Origin of the sequence: Falsochrobactrum tianjinense (assembly GCF_019100495.1) — a bacterium.
GTDB lineage: Bacteria > Pseudomonadota > Alphaproteobacteria > Rhizobiales > Rhizobiaceae > Brucella > Brucella tianjinense.
The window spans coordinates 1,052,843-1,079,396 of record NZ_JAHRVA010000001.1 but is presented as its reverse complement, the minus strand read 5'-3'; the positions used below and the strand labels follow the sequence as shown (position 1 = coordinate 1,079,396).

Sequence of the window (26,554 nt, the reverse complement as noted above, 5' to 3'; positions counted from 1 at the left end):
ACTGGAAATTTGGTCAGGCGGCTTTTTCAATACGCGTGAGGCCACCCATATAAGGCTGAAGTGCTTCAGGAATGCGAACGCTTCCGTCTTCTTCCTGATAATTTTCCATCACTGCGATCAAGGCGCGACCGACAGCAACACCCGAACCGTTGAGCGTATGCACGAAACGGGTTGCCTTTTCGCCTTCAGGACGATAGCGCGCATTCATGCGGCGCCCCTGAAAATCACCGCAGACCGAGCAGCTCGAAATTTCGCGATAAGCGTTCTGGCCCGGCAGCCATACTTCAATATCGTAGGTTTTCTGCGCGCCAAAGCCCATATCGCCCGTGCAAAGGACAACGGTACGGAACGGCAAGCCAAGACGCTTCAACACTTCTTCGGCGCAGGCGGTCATGCGCTCATGTTCGTCAATTGCGCTTTCCGCGTCGGTGATCGAAACCATCTCGACCTTGAGGAACTGGTGCTGGCGCAGCATGCCGCGCGTATCGCGGCCAGCTGATCCGGCTTCCGAACGGAAGCAGGGCGTCAAGGCTGTATAGCGTTGTGGCAGCGTCTTCACATCGACAATTTCATCCGCAACCAGATTGGTAAGCGGAACTTCCGCTGTCGGGATCAACCAGCGGCCATCGGTAGTGCGAAAGAGGTCTTCTGAAAATTTCGGCAGTTGGCCCGTACCGTAAACAGCTTCATCGCGTACCATCAGCGGCGGCATGGTCTCCATATAGCCATGCTGCGTGGTGTGCAGATCGAGCATGAACTGGCCGAGCGCGCGCTCAAGACGTGCCAATGCGCCTTTGAGGATCGTGAAACGTGCACCTGCGATCTTTGCCGCGCGTTCAAAATCCATAAGTCCAAGCGCTTCGCCCAGCTCAAAATGCTCCTTGGGCTGGAACGCAAAATTATGCTGGTCGCCGATACGCCGGATTTCGACATTATCCGCCTCATCCTGGCCAAGTGGCACATCATCAAGCGGAATATTGGGAATGCACGACAGCGCATCGTTCAATTCCCTGATCAGGCGGCGCTCTTCTTCCTCGGCCTCGGATAGAAAAGACTTGAGTTCACCCACTTCCGTCTTGAGCTTCTCGGCGGTAGCGGCATTCTTCTGCGCCATGGCCTTGCCGATTTCCTTGGACGCTGCATTGCGGCGTTCCTGTGCAGCCTGAACCTTGCCCACATGTTCGCGGCGCTTTTCGTCCAGCGCGATCAGTTCGGACGAAAGCGGATTTGCTCCGCGCTTGGCAAGCGCCTTGTCAAGAGCTTCGGGATTTTCGCGAATCCATTTGATGTCGAGCATGGAAAAACCGTTTCGTCATGTTTAATAGAATGAAGGCCGCACAGGCTTGCGGCCCGAGGTTTCACAGAGGTAGATCAGGAAGTAGAGGCGCTGTCTTCGGCTTCAGCCGCAGCCTTGGCTTGGTCGCGCTGCTTCTCAATCATTCGAGCCAGTATGATGGAAATCTCGTAGAGAAGGATCGCCGGCAAGGCAAGGCCGATCTGGCTTGCAGGATCGGGCGGCGTAAGCACCGCGGCGACCACAAAAGCAATGACGATGGCATATTTGCGCTTATCTTTCAGGCCCGCGGATGTCACCAGTCCAACCCGTGCCATCAGGCTCGTCACCACAGGCAACTGAAAAACCAGACCGAACGCAAAAATGAGCGTCATAATGAGGCTGAGATATTCAGAGACCTTGGGCAGGAGCGAAATTTGAACTTCGCCGCCGCCGCCGCTTTGCTGCATGGCCAGAAAGAACCACATTACCATGGGCGTGAAGAAGAAATAAACAAGCGCACCGCCGATAAGGAACAGGATTGGCGAAGCGATAAGAAATGGCAGAAAAGCCATCCGCTCATGCTTATAGAGACCCGGCGCCACAAATTTATAGATCTGCGCCGCGATGATCGGAAAGGCCAGAACGAGACCGCCAAACATGGCCACCTTGATCTGAGTGAAGAAAAATTCCTGCGGTGCGGTATAGATCAATTCCGCCTTGGAGCGATCCATGCCTGCCCAGTCGATCGCCCATTGATAAGGCACGACGAGCAGATTGAAGAGGTGTTTCGCCAAGGCAAAGCAGAAAATGAAAGCCACGAAAAACGCCACGATCGCCCAGATCAGGCGGCGGCGCAGCTCGATCAGGTGTTCGAGCAGAGGAGCTGAGCTCTGTTCAATTTCGTCCTCGTCCCGGTTCACGCTTTGCTTCCTGTCTTTTCAGTCGTCTTTTTCGCTGTCTTCCTAGCCGGCGCGGCAGGCTTTACGGCAGCAGACTTTGCAATCGCCGCTGCCTTCGACGCTTGCCGCTTCATAGCTGCCGGTTTTTCGCCTGCGGCTTTGGAAGCCGCCTTCTTGCGCGGCGTTTTCGCAGTCGCAGCAGGCTTTCCAGCGGGCAGCTCGGTAGAAACGGGAGTGTCACTCGCATCGACCGATGTCGTCACCTCAGCCGCTTTTGCAGGTTCTGTGGGTGACGTGGATGATGCCGATTTCAGGCTTGAGCGCAAATCCTCACCGGCGCTGCGAATCGGATCGAATACCTGTGTGAGCTTCGACCGAGGGTCGAGCTTGCGAGCCTCGTCGACGATATTCTTCACGTCTTCGAGTTCAGCTTCCTTCAAGGCTTCATTGAACTGCTGCCGGAATTCGTTAGCCGTGGTGCGCATCCGCGCCGTCGCCTTGCCAAACGCCCTAAGCATCTTTGGCAAATCCTTGGGGCCAACCACCACAACCAACACGATTGCGACTACCAGCAGTTCAGACCAACCGATATCGAGCATAATCTGATACTCCGCGCTTCTGGCGCGCTCGTCCCGTCTTTCGGCGGAAAACCGCACATTCAATGGCAAAACATGCTGCGCACCCATATGGCAGGCAGCATGTTTTCATAACAGATCAGGACTTCGTCGTCTTCTTGACGTCGTTGACGGTTTCGTCAGCTTTCGCGTCAATCGTGCGCGCGTCTTCCTTGTCTTCTTCAGACATGCCGTGCTTGAAATTCTTGATACCCTTGGCGACATCACCCATCAGTTCGGGGATCTTGCCACGGCCAAACAAAAGAAGCACAACCGCGAGAACGATCAACCAGTGCCAGATAGAAAAGCTACCCATTTCATTCCTCTCATCGCCGCTGATATGCGGCCCATTCCTGTATTGCTGAATATGATTTAAGCGCTTTCAACATATCTTTCAAACGGAAGTATGACTGTGAACGAAGTTACAACGAATTTATTTGTTGCAACTCAAGCATTGCATCAATCTCCGCGCGGCGCCAGCAACCCCAAATCTTCAAGGTTGATGTCCTCCAGCGGCTCTTCCTCATCGGTCAATTCGTCGGGATCGACACTGGGAATCGGCACTGCGAAACCAGACGGTATACGCGCAGAAAGCAGCCCTGCCCCGCGCAATTCCTCCAATCCCGGCAGGTCCCGTATCTCCGGCAAGCCGAAATGGTCGAGAAATGCGTCGGTCGTCCCATATGTAACAGGGCGCCCTGGCGTCCGGCGGCGGCCTCGCAATTTGACCCACCCCGTTTCCATCAGCACATCAAGAGTGCCCTTGGATGTTTCCACCCCACGAATGTCTTCAAGTTCGGCACGGGTGACAGGCTGGTGATAAGCAATAATTGCAAGCACTTCCATGGCCGCGCGGGAAAGCTTGCGCTGCTGCACCGTTTCCCGATTCAAAAGAAAAGCGAGATCCGGCGCAGTGCGAAAGGCCCAAGCCGCCCCTACCCGAACCAGATGGACGCCGCGTCCTTCATAAACTTTCTGCAAATGATGCAGTACGGCCCCCAGATCAAAATTTACAGGTAAACGCTCAATTAAAGCCCGCTCGGAGACGGGTTCCGAGGAGGCAAAAATAATGGCTTCGACCATCCGTGCGGCGTCTGCCAAAGGCATAGACGAGGCGGAAGGCTGCATATCTTCTTCATATTCATCCATTGCAAGCTCTGCTTCAGACATCGTCGTCCTCATTCAATTCGCTAAAACTGCCCGCTACCCGCATATAAACCGGCTCAAACGGTGCGGTCTGCCGAACCTCCAGCTTGCCTTCCCGCACCAATTCTAGGCTTGCAGCAAAAGAACTTGCCAATGCGGAAGCTCTTTCCTGCGGCGAAAGCGCGTAATTGATCAGAAAGCCATCGAGCGCAATCCAGTCTCCGCTGGCTCCCATCAGGCGAATCAGCGCCGCACGCGCCTCTTTGAGCGACCAGACGGCGCGTTTTTCTATCTGTACATGCGTTACGGCTTGCCGCTGTCGCTGCGAGGCGTAGGCCGTCAGAAGCTCGTACAACGAAGCGGAAAACTGGCTTGAACGATCAACGACAACCATTTCCGGCATGCCGCGCGCAAAAAAATCGCGTCCCAGCCGATTGCGATTGACCAGCTTTGCCGCAGCATCGCGCATAGCCTCAAGACGTTTGAGGCGAAATTGCAGCGATGCCACTAATTCTTCGCTCGTGACGCCCTCATCGTTTTGCTGCTTTGGGATCAGCAGCCGGGACTTGAGATAGGCAAGCCAGGCAGCCATAACCAGATAGTCGGCGGCCAGCTCAAGGCGCAGTGCCTGCGCACGCTCAACAAACACCAGATATTGCTCGGTGAGCGCCAGAACGGAAATGCGTGACAGATCGACACGCTGACTGCGGGCGAGATGCAAGAGAAGATCGAGAGGGCCTTCAAAGCCCTGCACATCAATGAGAAGCGAAGGCTCGCTTTCCGCAGGCCCGCTATCGCCTTGCCACATGGAATCCATCGGCACGACGATACCAGCTTTGCTCCCTGTGTCTGTTCCTGATCCAGTCAAGCTATCCTGCCATAAAGTACTATCTGCATTGCCAGTTTATCAAGTTTTGACGGCTACGCCATCAGTTCAAACATCTGGCCGAATTCTTCGCGCAATTCCTTCTCGTCGGAAAGGTCGGGGATGCCCGCATAGACTTCCGCAAGCTCCGCACGCTTCCTCGCCTTGCCTTCAAGGACAGGCACGCGCGCCGCAACCGTGATCAGCTCTTCCATAATGCCCGCGCAGTAAAGAACAATATCGCAACCCGCACTGACTATGCCCTCTGCCAAATCGCCCAGTTCGCCCTGCAAGGCTTTCATGGAAATATCGTCACTCATAATCAGCCCATCGAACTGGATAATGTCACGGATGACCGTATCGATCACTGTTGGCGATAATGTCGCAGGCCGCTCCGGGTCGATACAATCGAAGACGACATGCGCAGTCATGGCCATTGGCAGGTCATTCAATGCCCTGAAAGGTATGAAATCATGGGTGACCAATTCGCTGAGCGGTACGTCCACGCGGGCAAGCTCCTTATGCGTATCGCTGAAAGCCCGGCCATGACCCGGCATATGTTTCATGACCGGCAGCACGCCACCTGCGAGCAACCCTTCCGCCGCAGATCGGCCCATTTCAGCAACATGATGCGGGTTCCTGGAATAGGCGCGCGAGCCGATCACATCATGCGCCCCTTCAATCGGTACATCCAGAACGGGCAGGCAATCAACATTCACGCCTGCTTTCAAAAGATCAAAGGCATGCAGGCGCGCCTGTAACCACGCAGCCCTCAGACCGGCTTCCGGGTCACTGTCATAGATCGCGCCGATTTCAGCGGCAGACGGATAGTTGGGTACCAGCGGCGAGCGCAGGCGCTGCACGCGCCCGCCTTCCTGATCAATGAAGATCGGCGCCTGGGCACGACCGGTCAGGTCGCGCATTTGCGCCGTCAGGTCGGCAAGCTGTTCGAAACTTTCCACATTGCGCGCAAAAAGGATGAAGCCCCACGGCTTTTCATCACGGAAGAATGCTACTTCGTCGGGCGTCAATTTTGTCCCGGATACACCGGCAATCCATGCCTTGCACTCTTTCATGCAATTTCCCTTCGATCTCATCGTTGCGCCATTCCGAGTTTAGCTGAAAAATTATCAACCGGAGAGTCAAGAAAAAGGGCGGCCAGCGCCGCCCTTTTCGTCATCAACTTATATGAATGGGCTTATTGCGTCACAAAGCAGCTTCCGCCCGCAGTCTTGAGACGTCCACAAAGAGCCGTAGCATCGTCTTTCGAGCCGGCCTGAACCCGCACGCGGTAATAAGTACCCTTGTTCGGAATATCCGCCCGCTTGATATCCACGCTGCGTCCGCCAATCACGCTGCCATAGCGCTGCGCCATATTGGCATAAGATCTCTGCGCCAGCTCAGCCGATGGCTGTGACGCGATCTGGATGAAATAGCCGCCCGCAGCGGCAGCGGAAGCCACCTGTGGTGCCGGAGCAGCCTGCGTGCGCTGGGGAACATTGCCAACGACATTGATTGGCTGATCGGCGGGACGCGAAGGCACGATTGGCGCGCGCACCGGCAATTGCGGCGGCGTTTGGGGTGCAGCCGTTTCCAGCGCAGAATCTGGAACGGTGGAGCTTGCAGGCTGGGTTGCCAATTCCTGCGGAACATCATTGCCCGAAGCAAGAGCTGCAATTTCATCAGTCTCCGCAGGCGGTGCGATTGGCGCAGAATCATCCAGCGCCGACTGTGCAGGCGCAGGAGCCGACGATGGCACGATCGAGCCATCGGGACGAACGATCATGGTTTCCACTTCACGCGGCTGGATCAGTGGAGCATTCGGCTGCGGATCGGCATCAGGAAATTCGTTCATTGCAGGTTCGGTGTTTTGCGCTGAAGAAAGATCGACCGGCTCCTCACCGGACGAAATCAGGGACTTCTGTTCAGGGCTGCCGGGCAATGTACCCGCAACGCGGTCATAAACGGCTTTATCTTGATTGGGTACCGTGACGCCGCCCGGGTTCTCCGGCTGGATCTTGACCGGGTTATTATCGGCCCGGATGACGACGGGTTCGCCCGAACCGCCATTGCCAAGAAAATGATAGCCAATACCGCCAATCAACACTGCAATCCCCGCAACACTTGCAAGAATAAGACCACGACGCCCGCGAACGGGACGGTTGCGGTAAGCTTCGGCAGCGCTCCCCAGATCATCTTCGGGTTGCATGGCGGCGCGTTCGCCAAAATCGGCACCTTCCATTGTCTGCGCGCCCTGCGCGGCCCAATGATTGTAAAAATCGTCGCTGGAAGCGTTTAAATCGGCAGCCTTGTCGGAAGCAGCGGATTGACCATAGGCCGGAGGGCGTCCGTATGACGTTGTCGCAGCCGCCAGACCAAGGGCTGCGCCAGCCACAACCTTGCTCTCGGGGAGATAGGACGAGGCGCTTTCGCGGAAAATATCTTCAAATGCCTTGTCCGCCTCGCTCTGCGCATCGGTTTTTGTAGCGCTTTCGTCCACTTCTATCGTATTGAAAACCTCTGCAAATTCGGTTTCCAGCTCGGACAAACCGGCATTCGCCTCCTCTTCGCCATATTCGATTTCCGGCAGATCAAGGGCGTGGGTCTGTTCAACCTTGCTTTCCGCAACATTGACGGTTTCTACTTCTGGAGCGAGAGCATCGAATGCCGGGGGCGCATTCGCATAGCCTGGAAAGGACGCATCAACGGCCTGCCGACCTTCATCCGAATAAGTTGCATGCGCGTAGCCAGACACCTGAACCGGATCGTCGCCAACCTCTTCCGCCAGATCAAGATCATCGATGCTAAAAAAGTCCTCTTCATTAAAGAGGTTCGCTTCCTCGCTGGTTGGTGCGGATGGGACGGCAGAAAGGTCGCCCGATGCTTCAAAGCCGAAATCATCCTCGCCAAACGAGATTTCATCGAAGTCCGGCAAATCGTCGTCAGTTGCCTCTCCTGCAAGACTGTCGGATGGAGACTGTTCATTCTCAAAGGTAAAATCGTCTTCAAAAGTGAAATCGTCCAGCGCATTCTCCACCGCTTCATGAGCAGGAGGTTCAGCCAGATGCGGTTCGGCTGAGAGCACGCCGCTTACGCCAGCGCCAGCCGTGAAATTGCTGCGCGGATAATGCGGATAAACCTGCGCTTCCGAATAGGAAGCCTGATCTGGCTGATAGGAAGATTCGGCGGATTGCGCCGTCTTGCCATAGCCCTGCTCCACATCGCCCTGAAATGCCGGTTCATTGTGGAAATCACCTGTCCCATGGGATGTAATATCCTGCGGCTGTTCCGGCATTTCGGCATAGGTCGATGGCTGAGACGCCGCCTGCGGTTCATCCCCGAACAGAAGATTTTCCAACTCGTCTTCAAGCGAAGGCGACGAATGGGCTGGCACAGACCGATAAGTCTCATTATTCGGCTCAATCACCGGAATATCCCAATCAGAGCCAGACGAATCTTCGTTCAGATAGCCGTCGCTCTGCAACTCGTCCATAGTGGGAAAAAGGGCGGAATCGAGGTCGCTAGAAGCAACCTGTTCGTTCGCATAATTCTGCTCGTTCTCAGTCGAGACTGCGGGAAGGCTATCGCCGAAAGCGTCCCGTGCCTGCGAATAGTCATTATAGTCGAATTGCGGCACCGGCTCGGAGCCATCCGCCTCGATAAACTCGAAAGACTGCGCTTCGGGTATTGTCTCATCATGCGCTTCCAGATGAATATCCGGCTCCTCTTCGGGAGTAAATACAGGTTCATTATTCTGAACCTGCGGGGCAGCATGATCACTCGCAGCGATTTCAGTGGTTTGAAAAGGCGTGAAGGATTGGTCCTGAAGTGGCGGCTCAAAATCGCCGAGGAGTTCACGCTCAAGCTCAAGGGCAAGATCATCCGGCGCAGAATTGAGGCTCGGCTCAAAATCCGGTTTCGGGTGATACTCGCTTCTTTCAGTAGTGTTTTCAGCGGACGCGCCGAAATCCATAATCCGCGAAAGTTCCATCAGCGGATCGTCTTCGTGCAGCGGGCGTTCGCCGTAGTTACGGGGGGTAGCACTGCTGTCCGTCATGACGTGTTCCTAACTCAACCCTGGACGCCGCAAGACGTCTCGATACATTATGTTGTAGCGAGGCAATGTGGGCAAAAGTTGACGGCAATTTCCTGCGCCTGAAGGAAGACCGACGACTTGCAGCCTCGTCGATCTTCCATCTTTTGACTTACCGGCCCCAGCTCAGCACCTTCGTTGAGCTTATGGGAGCGGAACTGTCCTAGCGCATTTCCATGGGAGCATCCGCACCAATTATGGTCAAACCGGAAGTCAGCACATCGGAAACAACCTGCACCAGCCCTAGCCTTGCTAGCGACAAGTTTGGATCGTTAACCTTAATAAAACGTAAGTCCGGGTTTTCTGTACCCTTGTTCCACTGAGAATGGAACGAACTGGCAAGGTCATAGAGGTAGAAAGCCAAACGATGCGGCTCCTGATGCGTGGCAGCAGATTCGATCAGACGCGGATATTCGGCAAGCTTGCGGATGAGCGCGATTTCGCTCTCATCAGTCAGCTTCTCAAAGTGGTCGGCCATGGAAATCCGGTCCAGATCTGCAAAACCAAGCTGATCGCCAGCCTGACGGAAAACCGAATGGCAACGCGCCGAGGCATATTGCACATAAAATACGGGATTATCCTTGGATTGCTCCGTCACCTTGGCAAAGTCGAAATCAAGCGGCGCGTCGCTCTTCCGATAAAGCATCATGAAGCGCACTGGATCACGCCCCACCTCGTCAACGACATCGCGCAAGGTGATGAATTCGCCCGAACGCTTTGACATGCGCACTGGCTCGCCATTACGGAAAAGCTTCACAAGCTGGCAGAGCAATACGGTCAGTTTCGCCTTGCCGTCCGAAACCGCACGCGCGACAGCTTCCAGCCGCTTGACATAACCGCCATGGTCAGCGCCCAGCACATAGATCATCTCATTGAAACCGCGATCATACTTATCTTTAAAATAAGCAACATCAGCGGCAAAATAGGTAAATTCTCCGTCGGACTTCATCAACGGGCGGTCAATATCGTCGCCCACTTCGGTCGAACGAAACAGGGTCTGCTCGCGATCTTCCCATTCTTCCGGAATCTGGCCCTTGGGTGGGGGCAGCTTGCCCTTATAGACGTGCCCTTTCAACGTCAGATCATTGATCGCCGCACGGATGGCGCGAGCGCGATCGGCATGCAATGTGCGTTCGGAATAGAACACGTCATGATGAACATTGAGCGCATCGAGATCGGCGCGGATCATGACCATCATGGCATCGATCGTGCGGCCCTTGACGATAGCCAGCGCCTCCTCGTCGGACATTTGCAGAAGATTCCGCCCGTACTCTTCCGCCAGTTTCTGGCCGACCGGAACCAGATAATCGCCAGGATAAAGCCCAGCCGGGATTTCTCCGATATCATCTCCCAGCGCCTCGCGGTAGCGCAGCATCACCGAGCGCGCCAGAACATCGATCTGCGCGCCTGCATCGTTGATGTAATATTCCTTGACGACCTCATAGCCCGCAAATTTCAGCAGGTTTGCCAGCACATCACCAACAACGGCGCCGCGGCAATGCCCGACATGCATCGGGCCGGTCGGGTTGGCTGAAACATATTCGACATTGACCTTCAAACCGTGCCCAAGCTTCGAGCGACCAAAATCGGTGCTCTCATTGAGCATGGACGCGAGCTGGCGCTGCCAATAGCCGGCCTTGAGCCGCAGATTGATAAAGCCGGGGCCAGCCACATCAACCGATTCGACATCCGTATCGGAACTGAGCGCTTCAGCGATGGAAGCGGCCAGTTCGCGCGGATTCTGTCCGACGGCCTTAGAAAGCACCATAGCGGCGTTGGTGGCGATATCGCCATGCGAGGCATCGCGCGGCGGCTCGACGCTGACACGCGACAGATCGAGCTCTCCACCATCTTTCGATTTCAAATCAATATTTTGTAATGTCTTTTTGATGCGCGCGTCGAAATCTGCGAAGATATTCATGGTACGTCCTGTCAGGCTTTCGTCAGGTTCCGGCGATGTTTCCGGCGTCGGCTTGTGATAAAAATAGCGGGCTTTCACTCTATCCGTGCTTTGAAACCCGCTCTATCCGCCCCGATTAAGCTAAATCGGGTGTGTGGTCAAACAGTCGTCGGTGTTCGCGCACTGCATAATTGTCGGTCATTCCGGCAAGATAGTCGGCGACGCGGCGCGCACGACCCGCTTCGTCCAGTGCATCGCAACCGGATTGCCACTCGGACGGCATGATGGAAGGATCGCTGAAGCAGATATCGAACAGGTCCAGAACGATCCTGTCCGCCGCCTGTCTGCGGACGACGACGCTTTCATGGAAATAAAGGTTCTTGAACAAAAAGCGTTTCAAGGCTTTTTCTTCATTCTGCATCGTCAAGGAAAAGCCGACTAGCGCCCCCGGCTGGTCACGCACATCCTCGACACTTTGCAGATTTGCCGCAGCGATACGGCGTTGCGCCTCTTTAATCACATCCTCGACCATGATCGTAATCTGACGCCGGACCAGTTCATGGCTCGTGCGCACCGGGTCAAGTCCGGGATAACGCTCCCGCACAACGTCGAGCAGCCGCTCGGTCAACGGCACTTCATCGAGTGATTCCAGCGTCAGCAGGCCCGAGCGCAGGCCATCGTCAATATCATGCGCATTATAGGCTATGTCGTCGGCGATTGCGGCGCATTGCGCCTCAAGGCTGGCAAAACGGGCAAGTTCAAGATCGTAGCGCTCGTTAAAGTCGAGAACGGGTTGGGGCACCGGCGTTTGCGGGTGCGTAGTGGCGGGGCCGATCAGGGGGCCGTTGTGTTTGACCAGCCCTTCCAGCGTTTCCCATGAAAGATTGAGGCCGTCGAATTCGGCATAACGATGCTCAAGCTTGGTGACGAGACGCAAGGACTGGGCATTATGATCGAAGCCGCCATAAGATTTCATACGCTCATTCAGTGCTTCTTCGCCAGTATGACCAAAGGGCGTATGGCCAAAATCATGAACCAGTGCAACCGCTTCCGCGAGATCCTCATCGAGCCGCAGCGCCCGCGCCAAGGCCCGCGCGATCTGCGCCACTTCTATCGTATGGGTGAGCCGGGTTCGATAATGATCGCCCTCGTGAGCAATAAAGACCTGTGTCTTATGCTTGAGACGCCGAAATGCCGTGGAGTGAATGATCCGATCACGGTCACGCTGAAAAGGCGTACGCGTCGCGCTCTCGGGTTCGGGCACCAGCCTCCCCCGGCTTATTGCCGGATCGCAAGCATAGGGCGCACGTTCGCGATAACCGAAACCTATTCCTTCCAGTGACATTGCGGTGCATCCTTCAATGTAATATGATTACATCCGCCTTGCGCGGAGATTGACTTCCTGACCCCGCGTTCTTAGCTATCAGTCAGATATGAAAGCAAGTATGCGTTCGTTGAAACTTCGAGTAAAATCCAATTCGCCCCTCGCAACTGCAAGCGGACAAGACAGATGACAGATATCACCGTTTCCGAATCCGCAGCTAAGCGGATTGCCAAGATTATCAGTTCAGAACCGGACAAGAGCGCGCTTCGCGTTTCTGTCGAAGGTGGAGGCTGCTCTGGATTCTCCTATAAATATGATCTGGTGGATGAGCAGGCCGACGACGATCTTGTTATCGAGAAGCTCGGAGCAAAGGTACTGATCGACTCGATTTCCGTTCCCTATCTGGATGGTTCGGAAATCGATTTCGTCGATGACCTGATGGGGCAATCGTTCCAGATCCGCAACCCGAACGCTACGGCGTCATGCGGCTGCGGCACAAGCTTTGCGCTTTAAGATCGTATTTGAGAAATTAAAACCGGCTGCATTTTGCAGCCGGTTTTCTTTTGTTATTGCTTCACCGATGAAACCGTCGCGTCAATATGATCGACAAGAGCATCCGGCAGGCCGAGCCGTCCGGCCAGCATGTCGAGATAGCCGCGTTCCGCACGGCTGTCGGGATCAATGGTCAGGCGCGAGGCCGTATAGAGTTCGACCTTCTGCTCCTCGGTGTGCGCTGCGGCAACTAATGTATCGAGATCGACCGGATCGGCCAGTTCATTCTGAAGAAACGCTTCTGCCTCGTCATCCAGTCCCGAAATCTGCACTTTTTCCATGATGCGCGCGCGTTCGGCATCATCGATATGGCCATCAGCCTTTGCCGCCGCAATCATCGCCTGAACAAGCGTCAGCACAAAACTGTTGCTCATTGCCGACGACTGGGGATGAAAAGGAGAATCGGCAGGTGGCGGAAGCAGTTCAGGCCCCTGCGCCACTGGCTGCTGGGCCATTTGCGGCGACTGACCCGATTTGTAATTCTTGTAAGCGAGATACCCCAGGCCGGCGATAGCGGCCACGCCACCCACCGCCGCGACATTGCCAGCCAGCTTGCGGCCGGTTTTGGTACCCAGAATAGCGGCTGCTATCGCGCCGGTTGCCAAAGGGTTACGCTGGGCCAGACCCGCAGCCTGTCCCGCTTTGTCGCGGACGCTCCCGGACATGCCGGGTATCTGCGATCCCAGAAACTGGTCGAGAAGCTTTTTGGCGTCGAACATGCAAATCTCCTGATGGATTAAGATGAAAAGGAGATAGGAACGCAAAAGCGGCAATACAAACGAACAAGGCTATCAAAGGAAAGAAATATGGCCATTCGCGAATTTGCAGGGTAATTTCTGTGGTGGAGCCTGAGCGGCGCTTGCCCTCGCCCGGCAGAGTGCCTAATCATTTCATCATGAAAATCGCGACATGGAACATTAATGGCGTCAAGGCGCGGATCGACAATCTTCAGCACTGGCTGAAGGAATCATCGCCCGACATTGCCTGCTTGCAGGAAATCAAGTCGGTTGATGATTTATTTCCCCGGCTGGAGATCGAAGCGCTCGGCTATCATGTCGAAACGCACGGCCAGAAAGGCTTTAACGGCGTCGCAATCCTGTCGAAAAAATCGCCTGATGAAGTCATTCGCGGCCTTCCCGGCGATGATGGCGACGAGCAGGCGCGGTTTATCGAAGGTGTTTTTTCGACGGAAAAAGGCGTGGTGCGCGTCGTGTCGCTCTATCTGCCCAACGGTAATCCGGTCGATACTGAGAAATTCCCTTACAAGCTGTCATGGATGCAGCGTCTGGAAGCATGGGCCAAATGCAGGCTCAAACTTGAAGAACCACTGGTTCTTGCTGGCGATTACAATGTCATCCCTGAACCATATGATGCCAAAAACCCGCAGCAATGGCTGGGGGACGCGCTGTTTTTGCCGCAATCACGTCAGGCGTTCCGCAGGCTCGAAAATCTCGGCTTCACCGATGCAATACGCGCGGCGACGGACGAAGAAGGCATTTATTCGTTCTGGGATTATCAGGCCGGAGCATGGCAGAAAAATAACGGTATCCGCATCGACCATTTGATGCTTTCGCCGGAAGCGGCCAATCATTTTGTCTCTGCAGATATTGAAAAGCACACTAGGGCATGGGAAAAGCCGTCGGATCATGTGCCTGTAACGGCGACATTTTCCTTCTAATCCGGCTGAAGTAGCAAGAAAGCCGAACCGGCTTTCACTTCAATATTCGCCTTTAGTGATATAATCGCTGGCAAGAGCCACTGCGTTGCGGCGATCAGCTTCCGGGGCAATAGAGAACGCCTGTTCCTGCATATCGCGTATCCAGATGCAATCCTCCGTCGGGCAGCGCTCGAAGGCCGCTGTCAGCATAGCAAGACCGCGTACCGTCTTGCCTGCCTGAAACAGCATATTGCCAAGCATTGCCTGCGCACTCGCATTGCCTTTTTTGGCCGCAAGCTGGAACCAGCGCGCGGCCTGAACGGCATTGCGCTCCCCGCCCTCGCCGGAAAGAAGCATCTTTCCAAGCTCGAACTGGGCCGCCGCGTCGCCGAAATTCGATGCAGCCTGCACATAAAGATTACGGGCAAAACGGGGATCGGAATTGACCGGTGTGCCGGGAATCCCCTGCTTCACATAGCCGGCAAGGGCGACCAGCGCATCCGCAACGTAAGATTCATTTTCGGAACCGGGCTCTGCTCCATCGCGAACGATCTTCTCGAAAATCTGGTAGGCTTCATAGTCGTTTTCCGCAACGCCATCACCATCGGCATACATGCGGGCCAGCTTCCATTTGGCCCCCTGATGGCCACGTTCAGCGGCATAACGCAAAGCCTTGACTGCCTCATCCTTATGGCCGTTCTTGTAAGCGGAAAATCCAAACTTGAACAATTCAAACGGGCTTCGGGACTTTTCGGAACTGTCGTTCAGATCGAAGGCCGATGCGCTGTTGCAGACAACTGCAAAGCCAAGCGCCAAGGCAACGAGGGGATATGAAAAACTGCGAATACGCATCACAACGCCGGTCTTTCACATTGGGTGAACAAAATGGACTTGAAAGGCAGAATAGATTGCCTTTTGGTCAACAGTGCGTCCCGATTTTGACGGAAAAAAGCCTGACCATTTCGTACGATACGAACAGGAAGCAGAGCAGTGCCGTTACTGCTCAAAAACGGATCGTTACTCAACAATACGCCTTTCTTCATCTCTTCCTATCCTGCCGGGAGCCGAAAGCCCCACCGCCGTTCAACAGCTTTTACTTTCCTATCGGGTGGCGCGCCTTTGTGGCGGGAAATGGGCAAAAGCCGTTCGACGCCCTTATAGCCTGAAGCAATGGTAAAGACTGTTGCCGATTAAACACAAACTCTGGGTCACAGCTCCCTCACATGATGGAGATGGGACAATTGGAGATGCCGTGATTTTTCCAGTCAACGAGATAGGCTATTAGATGGATGATCCAGAGGGCGGAAAATGAACGACAAGCGGCGTGTTTACCGGCGACTTCATCGTAGGCGAAACGGAAGAGGAATCAGAGGTATTTTCAATATCCTTCTGACATTGTTTCTTTTTTTCGGCCTTGGCGCAATTATCCTGTCCCTGCCCGCTAATCGCAAGCCGACAGAAACTCTCACTGGAGCGGCCTATGTCATCGATGGCGACACAGTTGTTCTGGGTCGAATCCATATCCGCCTTCTTGGTATCGATGCACCGGAAATGGGACAATTTTGCCAAAAGGCGGGGCGGGAATATGCGTGCGGCAGGGAAGCGCGCGCCATGCTGCGAAACAAGATTGGCAGAAGGGCGATTCGCTGTAAGAAAGAGGGATTGGATAAATATCGCCGCGACCTTGCCCGGTGTTATCTTGCCGAAACCGATCTCAACCTATGGATGGTCGAACAAGGCTGGGCGGTTTCTTATGGCGATTACCGTAGCGAAGAAGCTCTTGCCCGCCGTGAGCAACGCGGCTTATGGGCGGGGCAGTTTGAAACACCATCTCAATGGCGCAAGGAACACCAAAAGTCTGATGAGGAGATGGAAACCGGCCACGGTGCATCGCCATCTGGTGCAATAAGCGAATTGATACATTATATCAGAAAGCGCATCATCGCTCTTATTTATTCCTGACCATTGGAGTCGACCTGTTTCATGGAAAATTTGGACGAGTTGAGGCGCTCGATCCAGGCATGTCGTATTTGCCGCGACGCGCCGCTGTTTCCACCGCCTTTGCCCCATGAACCCAACCCGGTCTGTATTATTTCCAATACTGCCCGCATTGCGATCTGCGGACAGGCGCCGGGCATTCGCGTGCATAACACGTCGCTGCCGTTCAACGATCCTTCCGGCGATCGCCTTCGGCAATGGCTGGGCACCAGCCGCGAGGAGTTTTACGACCCGGCCCTGTTTGCAATCGTCCCCATGGGCTTCTGCTTTCCCGGCTATGATCAGCATGGGGGTGACCTGCCGCCACGCCGCGAATGCCGACAAAACTGGCATGACCATATTTTCGCCGCGATGCCGCAACTCGAATTCGTCCTCGTCGTCGGCCAGTATGCCCTCGCCTATCATCTGCCAGACTGGCGCAAGAAAAATCTGACAGAAACGGTTCAGAACTGGCGAGGCTTCGTGGCGACCCCGAATGAAGCCGGACGGATCGTGCTTCCCCTGCCCCATCCTTCTTGGCGCAATAGCGGCTGGCTGAAGCGGAATCCCTGGTTCGACGCAAAGCTTGTTCCCATTCTCCGACAAAAAGTCCGCCAGTTGATCGATAACGGAAAATAATTTTCAGAGCTGTTATTCTCAATAGAATAATTTCCCTGTAAATTCGCGCGAATGCAATTCATAAGGTATGATGTTTCAATACGACCGCTCTCTGCGGAAATGATTTCTAAAACTGGGAACGATATCGATGGACAGACTCGACAGGAAAATACTGCGTTTATTGCAGGAAGATGCAACATTGGCGGTGGCTGACGTCGCCAAGAAGGTCGGACTTTCCACGACACCCTGCTGGCGTCGTATTCAGAAACTGGAAGAAGATGGCGTCATCAAGCGCCGCGTCGCCATTCTTGATCCCGTACGTGTCAATACGCGCGTCACCGTCTTTGTGTCGGTGCGCACCAGTTCGCACAGCAATGAATGGCTCAAGCGCTTTTCCGAAGTCGTTCAGGAATTTCCGGAAGTAATCGAATTCTACCGCATGAGCGGCGACGTCGATTATCTTCTGCGTGTTGCTGTGCCGGATATCGCCGCCTATGACGCTTTTTACAAGCGCCTGATAAGCAAGATCGAAATCCGCGACGTGTCCTCTTCCTTCGCTATGGAGCAGATCAAGTATACGACCGAATTGCCGCTCGACTACATGGTGCTAGATAAGGAAAACAACTAAATTAAAAGCCCAGAGCGAATTCCGGGCTTTGCTGTTTTCTTATTTCGCGGCGGTGGTGATGCCTACCTGCTCGAAGGTCGCCATGCCGCTATGGCAAAGAGCCGCGGCCTTGACGATACCGGCAGCCAGAGCTGCCCCGGTGCCTTCACCCAGCCGCATACCAAGATCGAGAAGCGGCTTCTTACCGAGCTTTTCCAACAGAAGACGATGGCCCGGCTCGCCGGAGACATGGCCGAAAAGGCAATGGTCGAGCGCTGCGGGATTGGCTGCATAAAGAATGGCCGCCGCAGAACTTGCGACGAAACCGTCAACGATGACCGGTATTTTTTCCATGCGAGCGGCGAGAATCGCCCCGGTCATGGCTGCAATCTCCCTGCCGCCAAGACGGCGCAGAACTTCCAGCGGGTCTTTCAGATGGGCCTGATGTAGTGCGACCGCATCGCGAACGGCAATAATCTTGCGCTGCAACAACTCTCCGGTCGAGCCGGTACCCGGTCCCACCCAGTCCTCAGCCGTACCTCCGAAAAGCGCCAGCGCAATCGCCGCTGCAATTGTCGTATTACCTATTCCCATTTCACCGATGCACAGAAGATCGGTGCCGCCGGCTATGCCCTCCATGCCGAACGCCATGGTTGCGGCGCAGGTGCGCTCATCCATGGCTGCTTCCTCGGTAATGTCAGCGGTAGGGTGCTCCAGCGCCAGATCGAAAACTTTCAGCCCAAGATCGTGCGCAATACAGATCTGATTGATGGCAGCGCCACCAGCGGCGAAATTTTCAACCATCTGAGCGGTCACGCTTGAAGGAAACGGCGTGATATTTTTTACGGTCACACCGTGATTGCCTGCAAAGACAGCAACCAGTGGACGATTGACATGCGGCACCGGCTTTCCGGTCCAACCAGCCAGCCAGACGACGATCTCCTCCAGCTGTCCGAGCGAACCGGCAGGCTTGGTCAAAGTCGCTTCCCGCGCCAGAACCACCGCTTGCGCACCGAGATCGGGGCCGGGAAGATTGCGAATAAGTTCACGGAAATCGTCAAAGGGAAGGCCACTGGCGCTCATATCATCTGGTCCAATCAATCAAGGAAGGGTACAAAACTGTTGCGCTCGTCCTATAAGCACTTGAACAAATTTTCAAATCACCTCTTTGCGCCAGGCCATTCCGTCGGCAAAGAATGTTAATAAAGCGGAGCAAACAGATGCAACCTTCCAGCATCATAAGGGACACGATCCAGTCTCTGGGCTTTTTAAGCCGCTTACCGCTTCCGCGTGACTGGCTCGACGGTGCAGGCGATTCGCTCAAGACAAGTATACGCGCCTTTCCTTTGGCGGGGGCCGTTCTCGGCCTGCTAGCAGGCATCGTCCTTCTGCTCGCCGATTATCTGCGTCTTCCCGCTCTCGCATGCAGCTTCATGACCGTGGGCACATTGATCGCGATGACCGGCGCATTGCATGAGGATGGCCTTGGCGATACTGCCGATGGTTTTTTTGGCGCTGCCACACCCGAACGGCGTCTCGAAATCATGAAGGATTCGCGCATTGGCACATTTGCGGCCCTTACGCTGATTATTGCAACCGGCCTGAAAGCAACGCTGCTGGCGGCGATCATGCAACGCGCAGGCACGGGCTATGCCATATTGGCCCTAACTGGAGCCGAAGCAGCAAGCCGCGCCGCAATGCTCGCGCTCTGGCACGGCCTGCCCTCGGCACGTCCCGGCGGACTTGCCGACAATCTGGGGTCGCCCAAATGGGAAACGCTTGTCTGCGCGCTGGGGATCGGGCTTGGTATTCTTGCCATCGCAATCGTTCCGGCGGGCGGATTTACAGCCCTGCTCGCGGCACTGATCTTTACAACCGTCCTGCTCTATGGTTTTGCAAAACTATGCATGGCCAGGATCGGAGGCCAAACGGGTGACACCCTCGGCGCGGCCCAGCAGCTTGGTGTGCTTGCAATCCTGCTCGGGCTTGTCACGGCGTTGTGACGTAACCACATTGCTCTCATGAATATAACAGCCATCGAATCGCCTTGCATATTGGTATGCGCCATGGACAGTCGGACTGGCTTTTGTCTGGGTTGTGCGCGCACATTGAATGAGATAGCGCGGTGGACAAGCATGGGTAATCAAGAACGGCAAGCTATACTTGCTTTATTGCCAACCCGGCATGAACGAATGGAAAAGAAAGAAGGCTAATGGGGCGTTTTTTCTGGATTGTGATTGCTGCAATTGCAATCGTTGCCTTACTGCTGATGAGCAATCATGATGGCGGCACCACCCTGGGCCTTGCCAATGATGCTTTCGGCCAGGCCGCATATCTTGGAATATGGGGCGTTGTGCTGGCGGCAGGTTTGCTCGGCTCCGGCATAAAACTGAGCGATTTCGCCCGCAACATGGCGGTCTGGGCCGTCATCATACTGGGCCTCGTCGCCGCCTATCAGTATCGCTACGAGCTTCAGGATGTGGGCAGCCGTATCACTGCCGGCCTTGTTCCTGGCAGTCCCATTTCCGATCGCGCCGTGGATGGCTCCCTCACTGTTACGCTGGCCAAATCAGCCAATGGACATTTTGAAGTGAGCGGGCGCGTTAATAGCGCGCGCGTACATTTTCTCATCGATACGGGAGCATCTTCGGTGGTGCTTTCGCAAGAGGATGCGCAACGCGCCGGGATCGATACCGCCTCACTTGCCTATTCCGTGCCGATCATGACCGCGAATGGCAGGGCGACCGCCGCCAGTATTCAGATATCGTCGCTGAAAATCGGTGATATCGAGCGCAATAATGTGCGCGCCATGGTGACGAAAGAAGGTTTGATGACCGGCAGCCTGCTCGGCATGAATTTTCTGCAAACATTGGGCGGTTTCAGCGTCCGCGGTGATCAGCTCATCATGGTGGACTAAGCCGCTTCGTTGCAAGCTTCCGTCACGGATGAATAAGCTTGACGCAGCACATCGCTGGTTGCGCCGGGTCTTGTGGCGTCTGTGGACAATATCTGTCGCCAGCGCCTTGCGCCCGGCTGGCCTGTAAACAGCCCGACCATATGGCGGCTGACATGCGAAAGCCTGCCACCGGCAGCAATATGCCGGTCGGTATAATCACACATGGCTTCGATAATCTCAGTCATATCGACCGACTTGTATTGCTCGTCATAGATGAGGTGATCGACCTCGACAAGCAAAGCCGGATTATGATAGGCGGCGCGGCCGAGCATGACGCCATCGATATGGGTAAGATGCGCGCTCGATTCATCCAGGTTGGCAATACCGCCATTGATACCGACGAAGACCTCGCCCAGACGCGTTTTGAGACGATAGACGCGCTCATAATCGAGAGGCGGAATATCGCGGTTTTCTTTTGGCGAGAGCCCTTTCAGCCAAGCTTTTCGGGCATGCACCCACAACGCATCGGCACCCGCTTCAAGAACCCGATCGGCGACCGCATCGAGCGCGGTTTCCGGGTCCTGATCATCAACGCCAATCCGGCATTTGACCGTGACAGGCACGGATACAACTTCTTTCATCGCCTCCACGCAACGGGCGACGATATCGGGCGTCTGCATAAGGCACGCGCCGAATGTACCCGATTGCACACGGTCGGAGGGGCAGCCGACATTGAGATTGATTTCATCGTAACCGAAATCCGCACCAATGCGAGCAGCTTCCCGCAGCTTGGCAGGATCCGAACCGCCAAGCTGCAAGGCGACAGGATGCTCGGTCGCACCGAAACCCAGCAGCCGCTCACGCGGACCATGGATGGCGGCATCGGCAACGACCATCTCCGTATAGAGCAGCGCGCGCTTCGAAAACAGCCTGTGAAGATAGCGGCAATGGCGGTCTGACCAGTCCATCATCGGCGCCACCGAGAACCTGTGGTCTGGATAATTGTGTTTTTCATCTTTTATTTCAGTCATTTAAACAACAATCCTGACAATGCGATTCAGGCCTCCGTTTACGGGCACGCCATCAAGTGGGTGCAAAAAGCCACAAAGCGGGGAAATGTTCAAGCTTATGACGATCGCTGCATTAGGCTTTGGGCGTATAGGCCGATATATGTGACTTTCGACCATTTTACACGGTATGATTAATTCACCCGATTCCCGTCATGGAAATGCAAGGATTTTCAGCGTGAGCTCACTCTCCCCCTTCGACAAGCCTTTCGACGCGTTTCTGTTCGATATGGATGGAACCATCCTGAGTTCGATTGAGGCGACGGAGCGTGTCTGGGGTGCATGGGCCGAGCGCCACGGCATCGATCCGGTCACATTCGTGCCGACCGTTCATGGTGTTCGCGCCGTCGAGACCGTGTGCAGGCTCGGATTACCCCATCTCGACCCCGCGCGTGAAGCGAAAATTCTGCTCGAAGCGGAAATGGCCGATCTCGACGGTATCGTGCCTATTGACGGCGCACCGGAATTCCTCGCCTCCCTGCCGAAAGACCGCTGGGCAATCGTTACCTCCGCGCCGCTGGAACTGGCGCGCCGCCGCCTTGGGGCCGCTGGACTGGCAATGCCGCAGAACATCGTCTCCGCCGAAGACGTGGAGCGGGGCAAGCCTAGCCCCGAATGTTTTCAGCTTGGGGCCAAGAGGCTTGGTTTCGATCCCCGCAACTGCCTTGTTTTCGAGGACGCTGCGGCGGGCATTGTGGCCGGGGAAACGGCTGGCGCCAGCGTTATAGTCGTGACCGCCACGCATCCGCATGCACCGCAAACCTCTCACAAAAGCATTGACAGCTATCACGAACTTCAACTGAGCGTGGGCAGCACGGGCAAGCTATCTATCCGGCAAGCTGATTAGATCACGCGCCGCCCTTCCCGCCAAACCGTGCGGATGATTGGTACATGATCAGCCACCTGTACTCGCACCAGATCGGCGCGCTTACCTGTCACGATCTCGCCCCGGTCCTCAAAGCCAACAGCTTTTGCGGGATTGGCAGATACGAAACGGATTGCCTGCGGCAGCGAGATTTCCTCAGCCACATCAGAGAGAAAAAAGGCCGATTGCATCATGCTCGCCGGAATATAATCGGACGAGATAATGTCGAGATAACCGGCTTCCGCCAGTTCGCGGGCCGAAACATTGCCCGAATGTGAACCGCCGCGCACGATATTGGGCGCACCCATCAAAACCGACAGGCCCGATTCTTTAGAGGCTTTCGCGGCCAGATGCGTGGTCGGGAACTCGGCTACGCGGATACCTTGCGCACTCGCCTCCGCGACATGCTCCGCCGTCGCGTCGTCGTGGCTGGCAAGAATGACACCGCGTTCACGGCAGGCCGCGGCTATCGCCTTACGGGTCGGCGTTGAATATTGCTGCGACTGCTGCATGCGCTTTTCGCAATAGAGCCGGAACTCTTCCTCTGACACTTTGAGCTTGCGCATATAATAAAGCTTGTAAGTCTCGATATCCGTAAACTGGCGTTGCCCCGGCGCGTGGTCCATCAGGGAAACGAGCCTGACGAGCGGATGATTGCCGAAGCGTTCAAAAGCGCTCTGACAATCGGGGGCAGAAACCTCACAACGCAGATGCAGAAAGTGATCGGCGCGCAGGCGTCCAGCTTCCCGGCCTTCGGCGATTGCTGATGAAAGCTTGCGCATATCCTCAATACCGGTCTGCGCTTCCTCGTCAAAACCGATGCGCAGCGCGTCGAAGACAGTCGTAATGCCGGAAGCCGCGATTTGGGCGTCGTGCGCCTGTACGGCGGCAATCGGATTCCAGCGCACTTTCGGGCGTGGTGCATAATGGCCTTCGAGATGGTCGGTGTGCAGTTCGACCAACCCCGGCGTCAGGTAATCGCCTTCCATGTCCTTGCCGGTTTCGGTGGGACCGGATGCTATATCAACGATATTGCCATCGACAATCTTTATAGCCCCCTCAACCACTTCGTCGGGCAGAACGATACGTGCATTTTTAAGAACTGTTTCAGTTACCATCCGTCAAAGTCTCCCAACAGCCCGTGAAGGCGGCTTCGCCATCCTTGTACCACCGGTCATGGGATGCAGCGAATGAATCTCGAACGGAGCACCCGGTTCAGGCTCCATGAACAGGGCAAGATTTGCAATCTCGACCGTCTCATCCAGAACGGGTGCAAAAAAATCGTGCAAGATACGTTCAACGTGGGGCCGATTCTTTTCCTCGACAGGCCCTGTCAGCGTCATATGAAAACGAAACTCCTCAAACACATAGGGATAGCCCCAGCGCTCAAGATTGTGCCGCTGCTGCTCGCTGAGTCGCTCCGGGCGTCGACGGGCAACTTCCATGTCCCTTAGTGAGGCGCGAAAACGGTCCAACGACACCACGACATCATTAGCCAACTGGTTGAGAGCCGCCACCGGCTCCTGGGGGACCAGCGCAAAAAAGGGGCCGAGCGCCCGAAGCTTCAAGCGTGGAATCACGACTGGCGCAGTCAGCGAAGCAAAATGCATCAACGCCGACAGAAGATCGCTTTCTTCAAAGGCGTCATCGAGCCGGAACGGTGCCTTGAGGGTAGCGTGAAAACCATAACGGCGCGGCTCTTCGGTAAGGCACGCGATTTCCTCGGCTGAAAGCGCGCGAATCGCCGGTCGCTTGACCGGCTCGCCGCTGAATGCATCCCGGCCCAGCCAGTTGGCAGCCACTTTCAAAAGCGCGTCGCTGGAAGGCGGCGTGAAATAAATCGCATAACGCATGGTGATTCCTTTTCTCGCGGGATCGTTACACGCGGAATGTGGCAAGTCGATAAAGGCCGCGTGACAGCAGAATTTTTCACGAGATGATTTTACATCGCAGCAATTTCGTATAGGCGTACACGCGTAATTAACAGGAGGCACACGGATATGGGCGACGGTAAAGGCGGTTTTGCATCCATCGGAGAATGCATGATCGAGCTTTCGGGCAATAGCGGCGATCAATGGCGCATGGGATTTGCCGGCGACACATTGAACACCGCCTGGTATATGCGCGCCCTGACGAATCAATCCTATCCAGTGGAATATGTGAGTGCTTTCGGCGAGGATGATTTTTCGCAAAAACAGCGCGCCTTTTTCCAGTCCCATGGAATCGGTACTGCTCATAGCCCAACAATCAAGGGCGTCCATCCCGGCCTTTACGCCATCACGCTCAATGGCGCGGAGCGCTCCTTCACCTATTGGCGCAGTGACGCCGCAGCCCGGCGGCTTGCAAGCAACCGCGATGTGTTAAAAAGCAGCCTTTCAGGGCGTGACATCATCTATTTTTCAGGGATTTCGGTGGCAGTGATTTTCCCTGAACATCGCAAAACTTTCTTTGAAGTCCTGCGTGAATGCCGCTCCGAAGGTTCAAAAATCGCTTTCGATCCAAACTACCGCCATCAACTCTGGCCCGACCGTGAGGCGGCGCAAAAGACGATCAACGAAGCCATGCGGCTTGCCGATATCGCATTGCCGACCTTCCCCGATGAACAGGCGCTTTTTGGCGATAAAGACGCCGACGCTTGCGCGCAAAGACTGCAAGGTCTGGGCGTGAAGGAAATCGTCGTTAAGGACGGCACCGAGCCAGCCCTTATCCTTGCCAATGGGGAGCGCGTGCTGGTCCCGTCCGCCAAGGCCGATGCGGTCGACACGACTGGCGCGGGCGACAGTTTCAACGGCGGTTATCTCGCGGCGCGCCTGAAAGGCTTGTCACCCGTGGAAGCAGCGCAAAAGGCACACGCGGTCGCCGCGCGCGTCGTCGAGATTCGCGGTGCGCTTGCACCCATGGAAACCGCACGGGCTGCGTTTGCTGGCTGAGCCCCTAACCCCGACTAAACGTATAGTGGCTCGTCTGGGCGTAGACCTCGCCCGGACGCAATATAGCCTGCGGAAAATAAGGATATTCGAGCGATCCCGGCCAGACCTGCGGCTCAAGGCAGAGCCCGGCGTGGTCGCCATAGGGCCTGCCGGTCAGGCCGATACAATCCTTGCCCATGGTGTTGCCCGCATAAAACTGTACACCGGGTTCCGTGGTGGCGATGTCGAGCCTTATGCTGGAACGGGCCGCTTTCACGGAAGCGCAGGGGCGTAGCGGCCCGCGCGAGGCGGCAAGGCAGAAATTATTATCATACTTGATGTGCTCGCCGTTCTCCTCGTAACGAACTGACCGGAAATTACGAAAATCATAGGGCGTTCCCCGGACTGGCAAAACGCGGCCATCGGGAATGAGATCTTCGTCGACCGGCATATAGGCGTCGGCCTCGATTTTCACTTCGTGATCGAGAATATCGCTTTCGCCGCCATCATCGAGATTGAAATAGCTGTGATGGAGAAGATTGCAGATCGTCGGCCTGTCGGTCACAGCCTCAAGGCGCACGATCAAGGTGCTATCGGCATTGAGCATATAGGTGCAATGCACGTTCAGATTGCCCGGAAAGCCCATTTCGCCATCGGCGGCCATGGTTGCAAGCGTTACAAAATCGGGGCCGGTGCTGGCCACTTTCCAGACGCGCTTTCCCAGCCCTTTGGAGCCGCCATGGATATTATGCCGCCCCTTCAGGTTAGCTTCGACCTCGTAAATATGGCCATCCAGTTCAAAGCACGCATTGCGGATACGATTTGAGAAGCGCCCGGCAATCGCACCAAGATGCGGCGAATGCGCCGGGTAATCGGCAAAATCACGATAGCCAATTACCAGCGGGGCGTCATGGCCCTTCATGCGTAAATCCTGAATGGCCGCGCCCCATGTGATAATCTTTGCCTCAAGCGGGCCGTTGGCGATTGTCAGGCGGTGAACCGCTTGTCCGTCCGGTGCATATCCAAAAATTCCCGATGTCACGATAGCCGCCTGTAATGAACCCGATGAATTGGGGTCCCTATCAAGACGCATCCTGGCGCGCGAAGCAAGGGAGTGTCGTTCAAATCAATGGTAGCGAACGGCGTTTCGCACTGTATGGAGGCCTATATGCTTGTTTTTTTGGCCCTCAGCGAAGGACATTTCAAAATTTTGTAATCCGCTTTATGTTGCGCTTCACATGTCACGCGCCTTATATGCGCTAGAAATCCCGGTGAACGTGAAAGCAATA

Annotated in this window: 28 protein-coding genes; 11 read left to right on the top strand and 17 right to left on the bottom strand. The window is 55.4% G+C overall.

Going from position 1 to position 26,554, the window contains the following annotated elements; all coding sequences use genetic code 11:
• Positions 1-13: 13 nt before the first annotated feature.
• The 8 genes from serS to KUG47_RS05145 all read right to left on the bottom strand — a co-directional run bounded on the left by serS (position 14) and on the right by KUG47_RS05145 (position 8,857).
• Positions 14-1,297 (bottom strand): serine--tRNA ligase, encoded by a 1,284-nt coding sequence (gene serS, locus KUG47_RS05180; protein WP_217676833.1) that lies wholly within the window; start codon positions 1,295-1,297, stop codon positions 14-16.
• 74 nt (positions 1,298-1,371) lie between these two features.
• The gene (tatC, locus tag KUG47_RS05175; RefSeq protein WP_217676832.1) at positions 1,372-2,196 is read right to left on the bottom strand and encodes a twin-arginine translocase subunit TatC; all 825 of its coding nucleotides are present in this window, start codon (positions 2,194-2,196) and stop codon (positions 1,372-1,374) included.
• Positions 2,193-2,774 (bottom strand): Sec-independent protein translocase protein TatB, encoded by a 582-nt coding sequence (gene tatB / locus KUG47_RS05170; RefSeq protein WP_217676831.1) that lies wholly within the window; start codon positions 2,772-2,774, stop codon positions 2,193-2,195. The genes tatC and tatB overlap by 4 nt, the downstream gene beginning before the upstream one ends.
• A gap of 115 nt (positions 2,775-2,889) precedes the next feature.
• The gene (locus KUG47_RS05165; RefSeq protein ID WP_217676830.1) at positions 2,890-3,105 is read right to left on the bottom strand and encodes a twin-arginine translocase TatA/TatE family subunit; all 216 of its coding nucleotides are present in this window, start codon (positions 3,103-3,105) and stop codon (positions 2,890-2,892) included.
• Positions 3,106-3,248: 143 nt separating this feature from the next.
• On the bottom strand, positions 3,249-3,938 hold the full coding sequence (gene scpB, locus KUG47_RS05160) for an SMC-Scp complex subunit ScpB (RefSeq protein ID WP_422718059.1): 690 nt from the start codon (positions 3,936-3,938) through the stop codon (positions 3,249-3,251).
• 13 nt (positions 3,939-3,951) lie between these two features.
• On the bottom strand, positions 3,952-4,752 hold the full coding sequence (locus tag KUG47_RS05155) for a segregation and condensation protein A (protein WP_217676990.1): 801 nt from the start codon (positions 4,750-4,752) through the stop codon (positions 3,952-3,954).
• Between the two features lie 104 nt (positions 4,753-4,856).
• Positions 4,857-5,876, bottom strand: a complete 1,020-nt coding sequence (nagZ, locus tag KUG47_RS05150) for a beta-N-acetylhexosaminidase (RefSeq protein ID WP_217676828.1) — start codon at positions 5,874-5,876, stop codon at positions 4,857-4,859.
• Between the two features lie 122 nt (positions 5,877-5,998).
• Complete coding sequence (locus KUG47_RS05145) at positions 5,999-8,857, bottom strand: SPOR domain-containing protein (protein WP_217676827.1); 2,859 nt, start codon at positions 8,855-8,857, stop codon at positions 5,999-6,001.
• A 65-nt stretch (positions 8,858-8,922) separates the two neighbouring features.
• Between KUG47_RS05145 and KUG47_RS05140 the strand changes: the two genes are divergently transcribed.
• Positions 8,923-9,060, top strand: a complete 138-nt coding sequence (locus KUG47_RS05140; RefSeq protein WP_217676826.1) for a hypothetical protein — start codon at positions 8,923-8,925, stop codon at positions 9,058-9,060.
• On the opposite strand, the gene argS is transcribed toward KUG47_RS05140, so the two are convergent.
• Positions 9,057-10,814: an arginine--tRNA ligase gene (argS, locus tag KUG47_RS05135; protein ID WP_217676825.1), complete on the bottom strand. Its 1,758-nt coding sequence runs from the start codon at positions 10,812-10,814 to the stop codon at positions 9,057-9,059. The two genes, KUG47_RS05140 and argS, sit on opposite strands and share 4 nt — an antisense overlap.
• Positions 10,815-10,929: 115 nt before the next feature.
• Positions 10,930-12,138, bottom strand: coding sequence for a deoxyguanosinetriphosphate triphosphohydrolase (locus tag KUG47_RS05130; protein ID WP_217676824.1), 1,209 nt, complete (start codon positions 12,136-12,138; stop codon positions 10,930-10,932).
• Positions 12,139-12,303: 165 nt separating this feature from the next.
• On the opposite strand from KUG47_RS05130, the gene erpA reads away from it, so the two are divergent.
• Entirely contained in the window at positions 12,304-12,630 is a 327-nt protein-coding gene (gene erpA / locus KUG47_RS05125; protein ID WP_217676823.1) for an iron-sulfur cluster insertion protein ErpA, read from the top strand.
• 53 nt (positions 12,631-12,683) lie between these two features.
• On the opposite strand, the gene KUG47_RS05120 is transcribed toward erpA, so the two are convergent.
• Positions 12,684-13,388: a tellurite resistance TerB family protein gene (locus KUG47_RS05120; protein WP_217676822.1), complete on the bottom strand. Its 705-nt coding sequence runs from the start codon at positions 13,386-13,388 to the stop codon at positions 12,684-12,686.
• A 176-nt stretch (positions 13,389-13,564) separates the two neighbouring features.
• Between KUG47_RS05120 and xth the strand changes: the two genes are divergently transcribed.
• Positions 13,565-14,347: an exodeoxyribonuclease III gene (xth, locus tag KUG47_RS05115; RefSeq protein ID WP_217676821.1), complete on the top strand. Its 783-nt coding sequence runs from the start codon at positions 13,565-13,567 to the stop codon at positions 14,345-14,347.
• 39 nt (positions 14,348-14,386) lie between these two features.
• Here xth and KUG47_RS05110 read toward each other — a convergent pair whose 3' ends face one another.
• Entirely contained in the window at positions 14,387-15,178 is a 792-nt protein-coding gene (locus KUG47_RS05110) for a tetratricopeptide repeat protein (protein ID WP_217676820.1), read from the bottom strand.
• Positions 15,179-15,634: 456 nt separating this feature from the next.
• Here KUG47_RS05110 and KUG47_RS05105 point away from each other — a divergent pair, with 456 nt between their 5' ends.
• From KUG47_RS05105 to KUG47_RS05095, 3 genes are all read left to right on the top strand, one after another.
• Positions 15,635-16,288: a thermonuclease family protein gene (locus KUG47_RS05105; protein ID WP_217676819.1), complete on the top strand. Its 654-nt coding sequence runs from the start codon at positions 15,635-15,637 to the stop codon at positions 16,286-16,288.
• A 21-nt stretch (positions 16,289-16,309) separates the two neighbouring features.
• Positions 16,310-16,942 (top strand): uracil-DNA glycosylase family protein, encoded by a 633-nt coding sequence (locus KUG47_RS05100; protein WP_217676818.1) that lies wholly within the window; start codon positions 16,310-16,312, stop codon positions 16,940-16,942.
• A 127-nt stretch (positions 16,943-17,069) separates the two neighbouring features.
• Positions 17,070-17,549, top strand: coding sequence for an Lrp/AsnC family transcriptional regulator (locus KUG47_RS05095; RefSeq protein ID WP_024896587.1), 480 nt, complete (start codon positions 17,070-17,072; stop codon positions 17,547-17,549).
• Positions 17,550-17,588: 39 nt separating this feature from the next.
• Here the strand turns inward: KUG47_RS05095 and cobT are convergent, their stop codons facing one another.
• Positions 17,589-18,611: a nicotinate-nucleotide--dimethylbenzimidazole phosphoribosyltransferase gene (cobT, locus tag KUG47_RS05090; protein ID WP_217676817.1), complete on the bottom strand. Its 1,023-nt coding sequence runs from the start codon at positions 18,609-18,611 to the stop codon at positions 17,589-17,591.
• Between the two features lie 137 nt (positions 18,612-18,748).
• On the opposite strand from cobT, the gene KUG47_RS05085 reads away from it, so the two are divergent.
• From KUG47_RS05085 to KUG47_RS05075, 3 genes are read left to right on the top strand one after another with little or no spacing between them, the layout of a single operon-like run.
• Positions 18,749-19,531: an adenosylcobinamide-GDP ribazoletransferase gene (locus tag KUG47_RS05085; RefSeq protein WP_217676816.1), complete on the top strand. Its 783-nt coding sequence runs from the start codon at positions 18,749-18,751 to the stop codon at positions 19,529-19,531.
• An 18-nt stretch (positions 19,532-19,549) separates the two neighbouring features.
• A complete protein-coding gene (locus tag KUG47_RS05080; protein WP_217676815.1) occupies positions 19,550-19,741 on the top strand; it encodes a DUF1289 domain-containing protein in 192 nt (63 codons plus the stop codon).
• A complete protein-coding gene (locus KUG47_RS05075) occupies positions 19,741-20,445 on the top strand; it encodes a TIGR02281 family clan AA aspartic protease (protein WP_217676814.1) in 705 nt (234 codons plus the stop codon). The genes KUG47_RS05080 and KUG47_RS05075 overlap by 1 nt, the downstream gene beginning before the upstream one ends.
• Here the strand turns inward: KUG47_RS05075 and dusA are convergent.
• Positions 20,442-21,455: a tRNA dihydrouridine(20/20a) synthase DusA gene (gene dusA / locus KUG47_RS05070; RefSeq protein ID WP_217676813.1), complete on the bottom strand. Its 1,014-nt coding sequence runs from the start codon at positions 21,453-21,455 to the stop codon at positions 20,442-20,444. The two genes, KUG47_RS05075 and dusA, sit on opposite strands and share 4 nt — an antisense overlap.
• A gap of 214 nt (positions 21,456-21,669) precedes the next feature.
• Between dusA and KUG47_RS05065 the strand changes: the two genes are divergently transcribed.
• Positions 21,670-22,338, top strand: coding sequence for an HAD family hydrolase (locus tag KUG47_RS05065; RefSeq protein ID WP_217676812.1), 669 nt, complete (start codon positions 21,670-21,672; stop codon positions 22,336-22,338).
• Here KUG47_RS05065 and KUG47_RS05060 read toward each other — a convergent pair.
• On the bottom strand, positions 22,335-23,474 hold the full coding sequence (locus KUG47_RS05060) for an alpha-D-ribose 1-methylphosphonate 5-triphosphate diphosphatase (RefSeq protein ID WP_217676811.1): 1,140 nt from the start codon (positions 23,472-23,474) through the stop codon (positions 22,335-22,337). The genes KUG47_RS05065 and KUG47_RS05060 overlap by 4 nt on opposite strands.
• Positions 23,475-23,477: 3 nt before the next feature.
• Positions 23,478-24,209: a DUF1045 domain-containing protein gene (locus KUG47_RS05055; protein ID WP_217676810.1), complete on the bottom strand. Its 732-nt coding sequence runs from the start codon at positions 24,207-24,209 to the stop codon at positions 23,478-23,480.
• Between the two features lie 147 nt (positions 24,210-24,356).
• On the opposite strand from KUG47_RS05055, the gene KUG47_RS05050 reads away from it, so the two are divergent.
• Positions 24,357-25,286 carry a sugar kinase gene (locus KUG47_RS05050; protein WP_217676809.1) on the top strand — a complete coding sequence of 310 codons (930 nt, stop codon included), beginning with the start codon at positions 24,357-24,359 and terminating at the stop codon, positions 25,284-25,286.
• Between the two features lie 4 nt (positions 25,287-25,290).
• Here KUG47_RS05050 and KUG47_RS05045 read toward each other — a convergent pair whose 3' ends face one another.
• Positions 25,291-26,307, bottom strand: a complete 1,017-nt coding sequence (locus KUG47_RS05045) for an aldose epimerase family protein (protein ID WP_217676808.1) — start codon at positions 26,305-26,307, stop codon at positions 25,291-25,293.
• Between the last annotated feature and the right edge of the window lie 247 nt (positions 26,308-26,554).

Excerpts from the sequence above, each read along its gene's own strand:
- KUG47_RS05050 (WP_217676809.1), top strand. The coding sequence starts at position 24,357 with ATGGGCGACGGTAAAGGCGGTTTTGCATCCATCGGAGAATGCATGATC.
- KUG47_RS05055 (WP_217676810.1), bottom strand. The coding sequence starts at position 24,209 with ATGCGTTATGCGATTTATTTCACGCCGCCTTCCAGCGACGCGCTTTTG.
- xth (WP_217676821.1), top strand. The coding sequence starts at position 13,565 with ATGAAAATCGCGACATGGAACATTAATGGCGTCAAGGCGCGGATCGAC.
- tatB (WP_217676831.1), bottom strand. The coding sequence starts at position 2,774 with ATGCTCGATATCGGTTGGTCTGAACTGCTGGTAGTCGCAATCGTGTTG.
- KUG47_RS05075 (WP_217676814.1), top strand. The coding sequence starts at position 19,741 with ATGGGGCGTTTTTTCTGGATTGTGATTGCTGCAATTGCAATCGTTGCC.
- KUG47_RS05155 (WP_217676990.1), bottom strand. The coding sequence starts at position 4,752 with ATGGATTCCATGTGGCAAGGCGATAGCGGGCCTGCGGAAAGCGAGCCT.
- KUG47_RS05110 (WP_217676820.1), bottom strand. The coding sequence starts at position 15,178 with ATGCGTATTCGCAGTTTTTCATATCCCCTCGTTGCCTTGGCGCTTGGC.
- KUG47_RS05095 (WP_024896587.1), top strand. The coding sequence starts at position 17,070 with ATGGACAGACTCGACAGGAAAATACTGCGTTTATTGCAGGAAGATGCA.
- KUG47_RS05080 (WP_217676815.1), top strand. The coding sequence starts at position 19,550 with ATGAATATAACAGCCATCGAATCGCCTTGCATATTGGTATGCGCCATG.
- KUG47_RS05100 (WP_217676818.1), top strand. The coding sequence starts at position 16,310 with ATGGAAAATTTGGACGAGTTGAGGCGCTCGATCCAGGCATGTCGTATT.
- argS (WP_217676825.1), bottom strand. The coding sequence starts at position 10,814 with ATGAATATCTTCGCAGATTTCGACGCGCGCATCAAAAAGACATTACAA.
- KUG47_RS05165 (WP_217676830.1), bottom strand. The coding sequence starts at position 3,105 with ATGGGTAGCTTTTCTATCTGGCACTGGTTGATCGTTCTCGCGGTTGTG.
- KUG47_RS05145 (WP_217676827.1), bottom strand. The coding sequence starts at position 8,857 with ATGACGGACAGCAGTGCTACCCCCCGTAACTACGGCGAACGCCCGCTG.
- KUG47_RS05140 (WP_217676826.1), top strand. The coding sequence starts at position 8,923 with ATGTGGGCAAAAGTTGACGGCAATTTCCTGCGCCTGAAGGAAGACCGA.
- KUG47_RS05105 (WP_217676819.1), top strand. The coding sequence starts at position 15,635 with ATGAACGACAAGCGGCGTGTTTACCGGCGACTTCATCGTAGGCGAAAC.
- nagZ (WP_217676828.1), bottom strand. The coding sequence starts at position 5,876 with ATGAAAGAGTGCAAGGCATGGATTGCCGGTGTATCCGGGACAAAATTG.
- serS (WP_217676833.1), bottom strand. The coding sequence starts at position 1,297 with ATGCTCGACATCAAATGGATTCGCGAAAATCCCGAAGCTCTTGACAAG.
- dusA (WP_217676813.1), bottom strand. The coding sequence starts at position 21,455 with ATGACTGAAATAAAAGATGAAAAACACAATTATCCAGACCACAGGTTC.
- KUG47_RS05120 (WP_217676822.1), bottom strand. The coding sequence starts at position 13,388 with ATGTTCGACGCCAAAAAGCTTCTCGACCAGTTTCTGGGATCGCAGATA.
- erpA (WP_217676823.1), top strand. The coding sequence starts at position 12,304 with ATGACAGATATCACCGTTTCCGAATCCGCAGCTAAGCGGATTGCCAAG.
- KUG47_RS05130 (WP_217676824.1), bottom strand. The coding sequence starts at position 12,138 with ATGTCACTGGAAGGAATAGGTTTCGGTTATCGCGAACGTGCGCCCTAT.
- scpB (WP_422718059.1), bottom strand. The coding sequence starts at position 3,938 with ATGGATGAATATGAAGAAGATATGCAGCCTTCCGCCTCGTCTATGCCT.
- KUG47_RS05060 (WP_217676811.1), bottom strand. The coding sequence starts at position 23,474 with ATGGTAACTGAAACAGTTCTTAAAAATGCACGTATCGTTCTGCCCGAC.
- cobT (WP_217676817.1), bottom strand. The coding sequence starts at position 18,611 with ATGAGCGCCAGTGGCCTTCCCTTTGACGATTTCCGTGAACTTATTCGC.
- KUG47_RS05085 (WP_217676816.1), top strand. The coding sequence starts at position 18,749 with ATGCAACCTTCCAGCATCATAAGGGACACGATCCAGTCTCTGGGCTTT.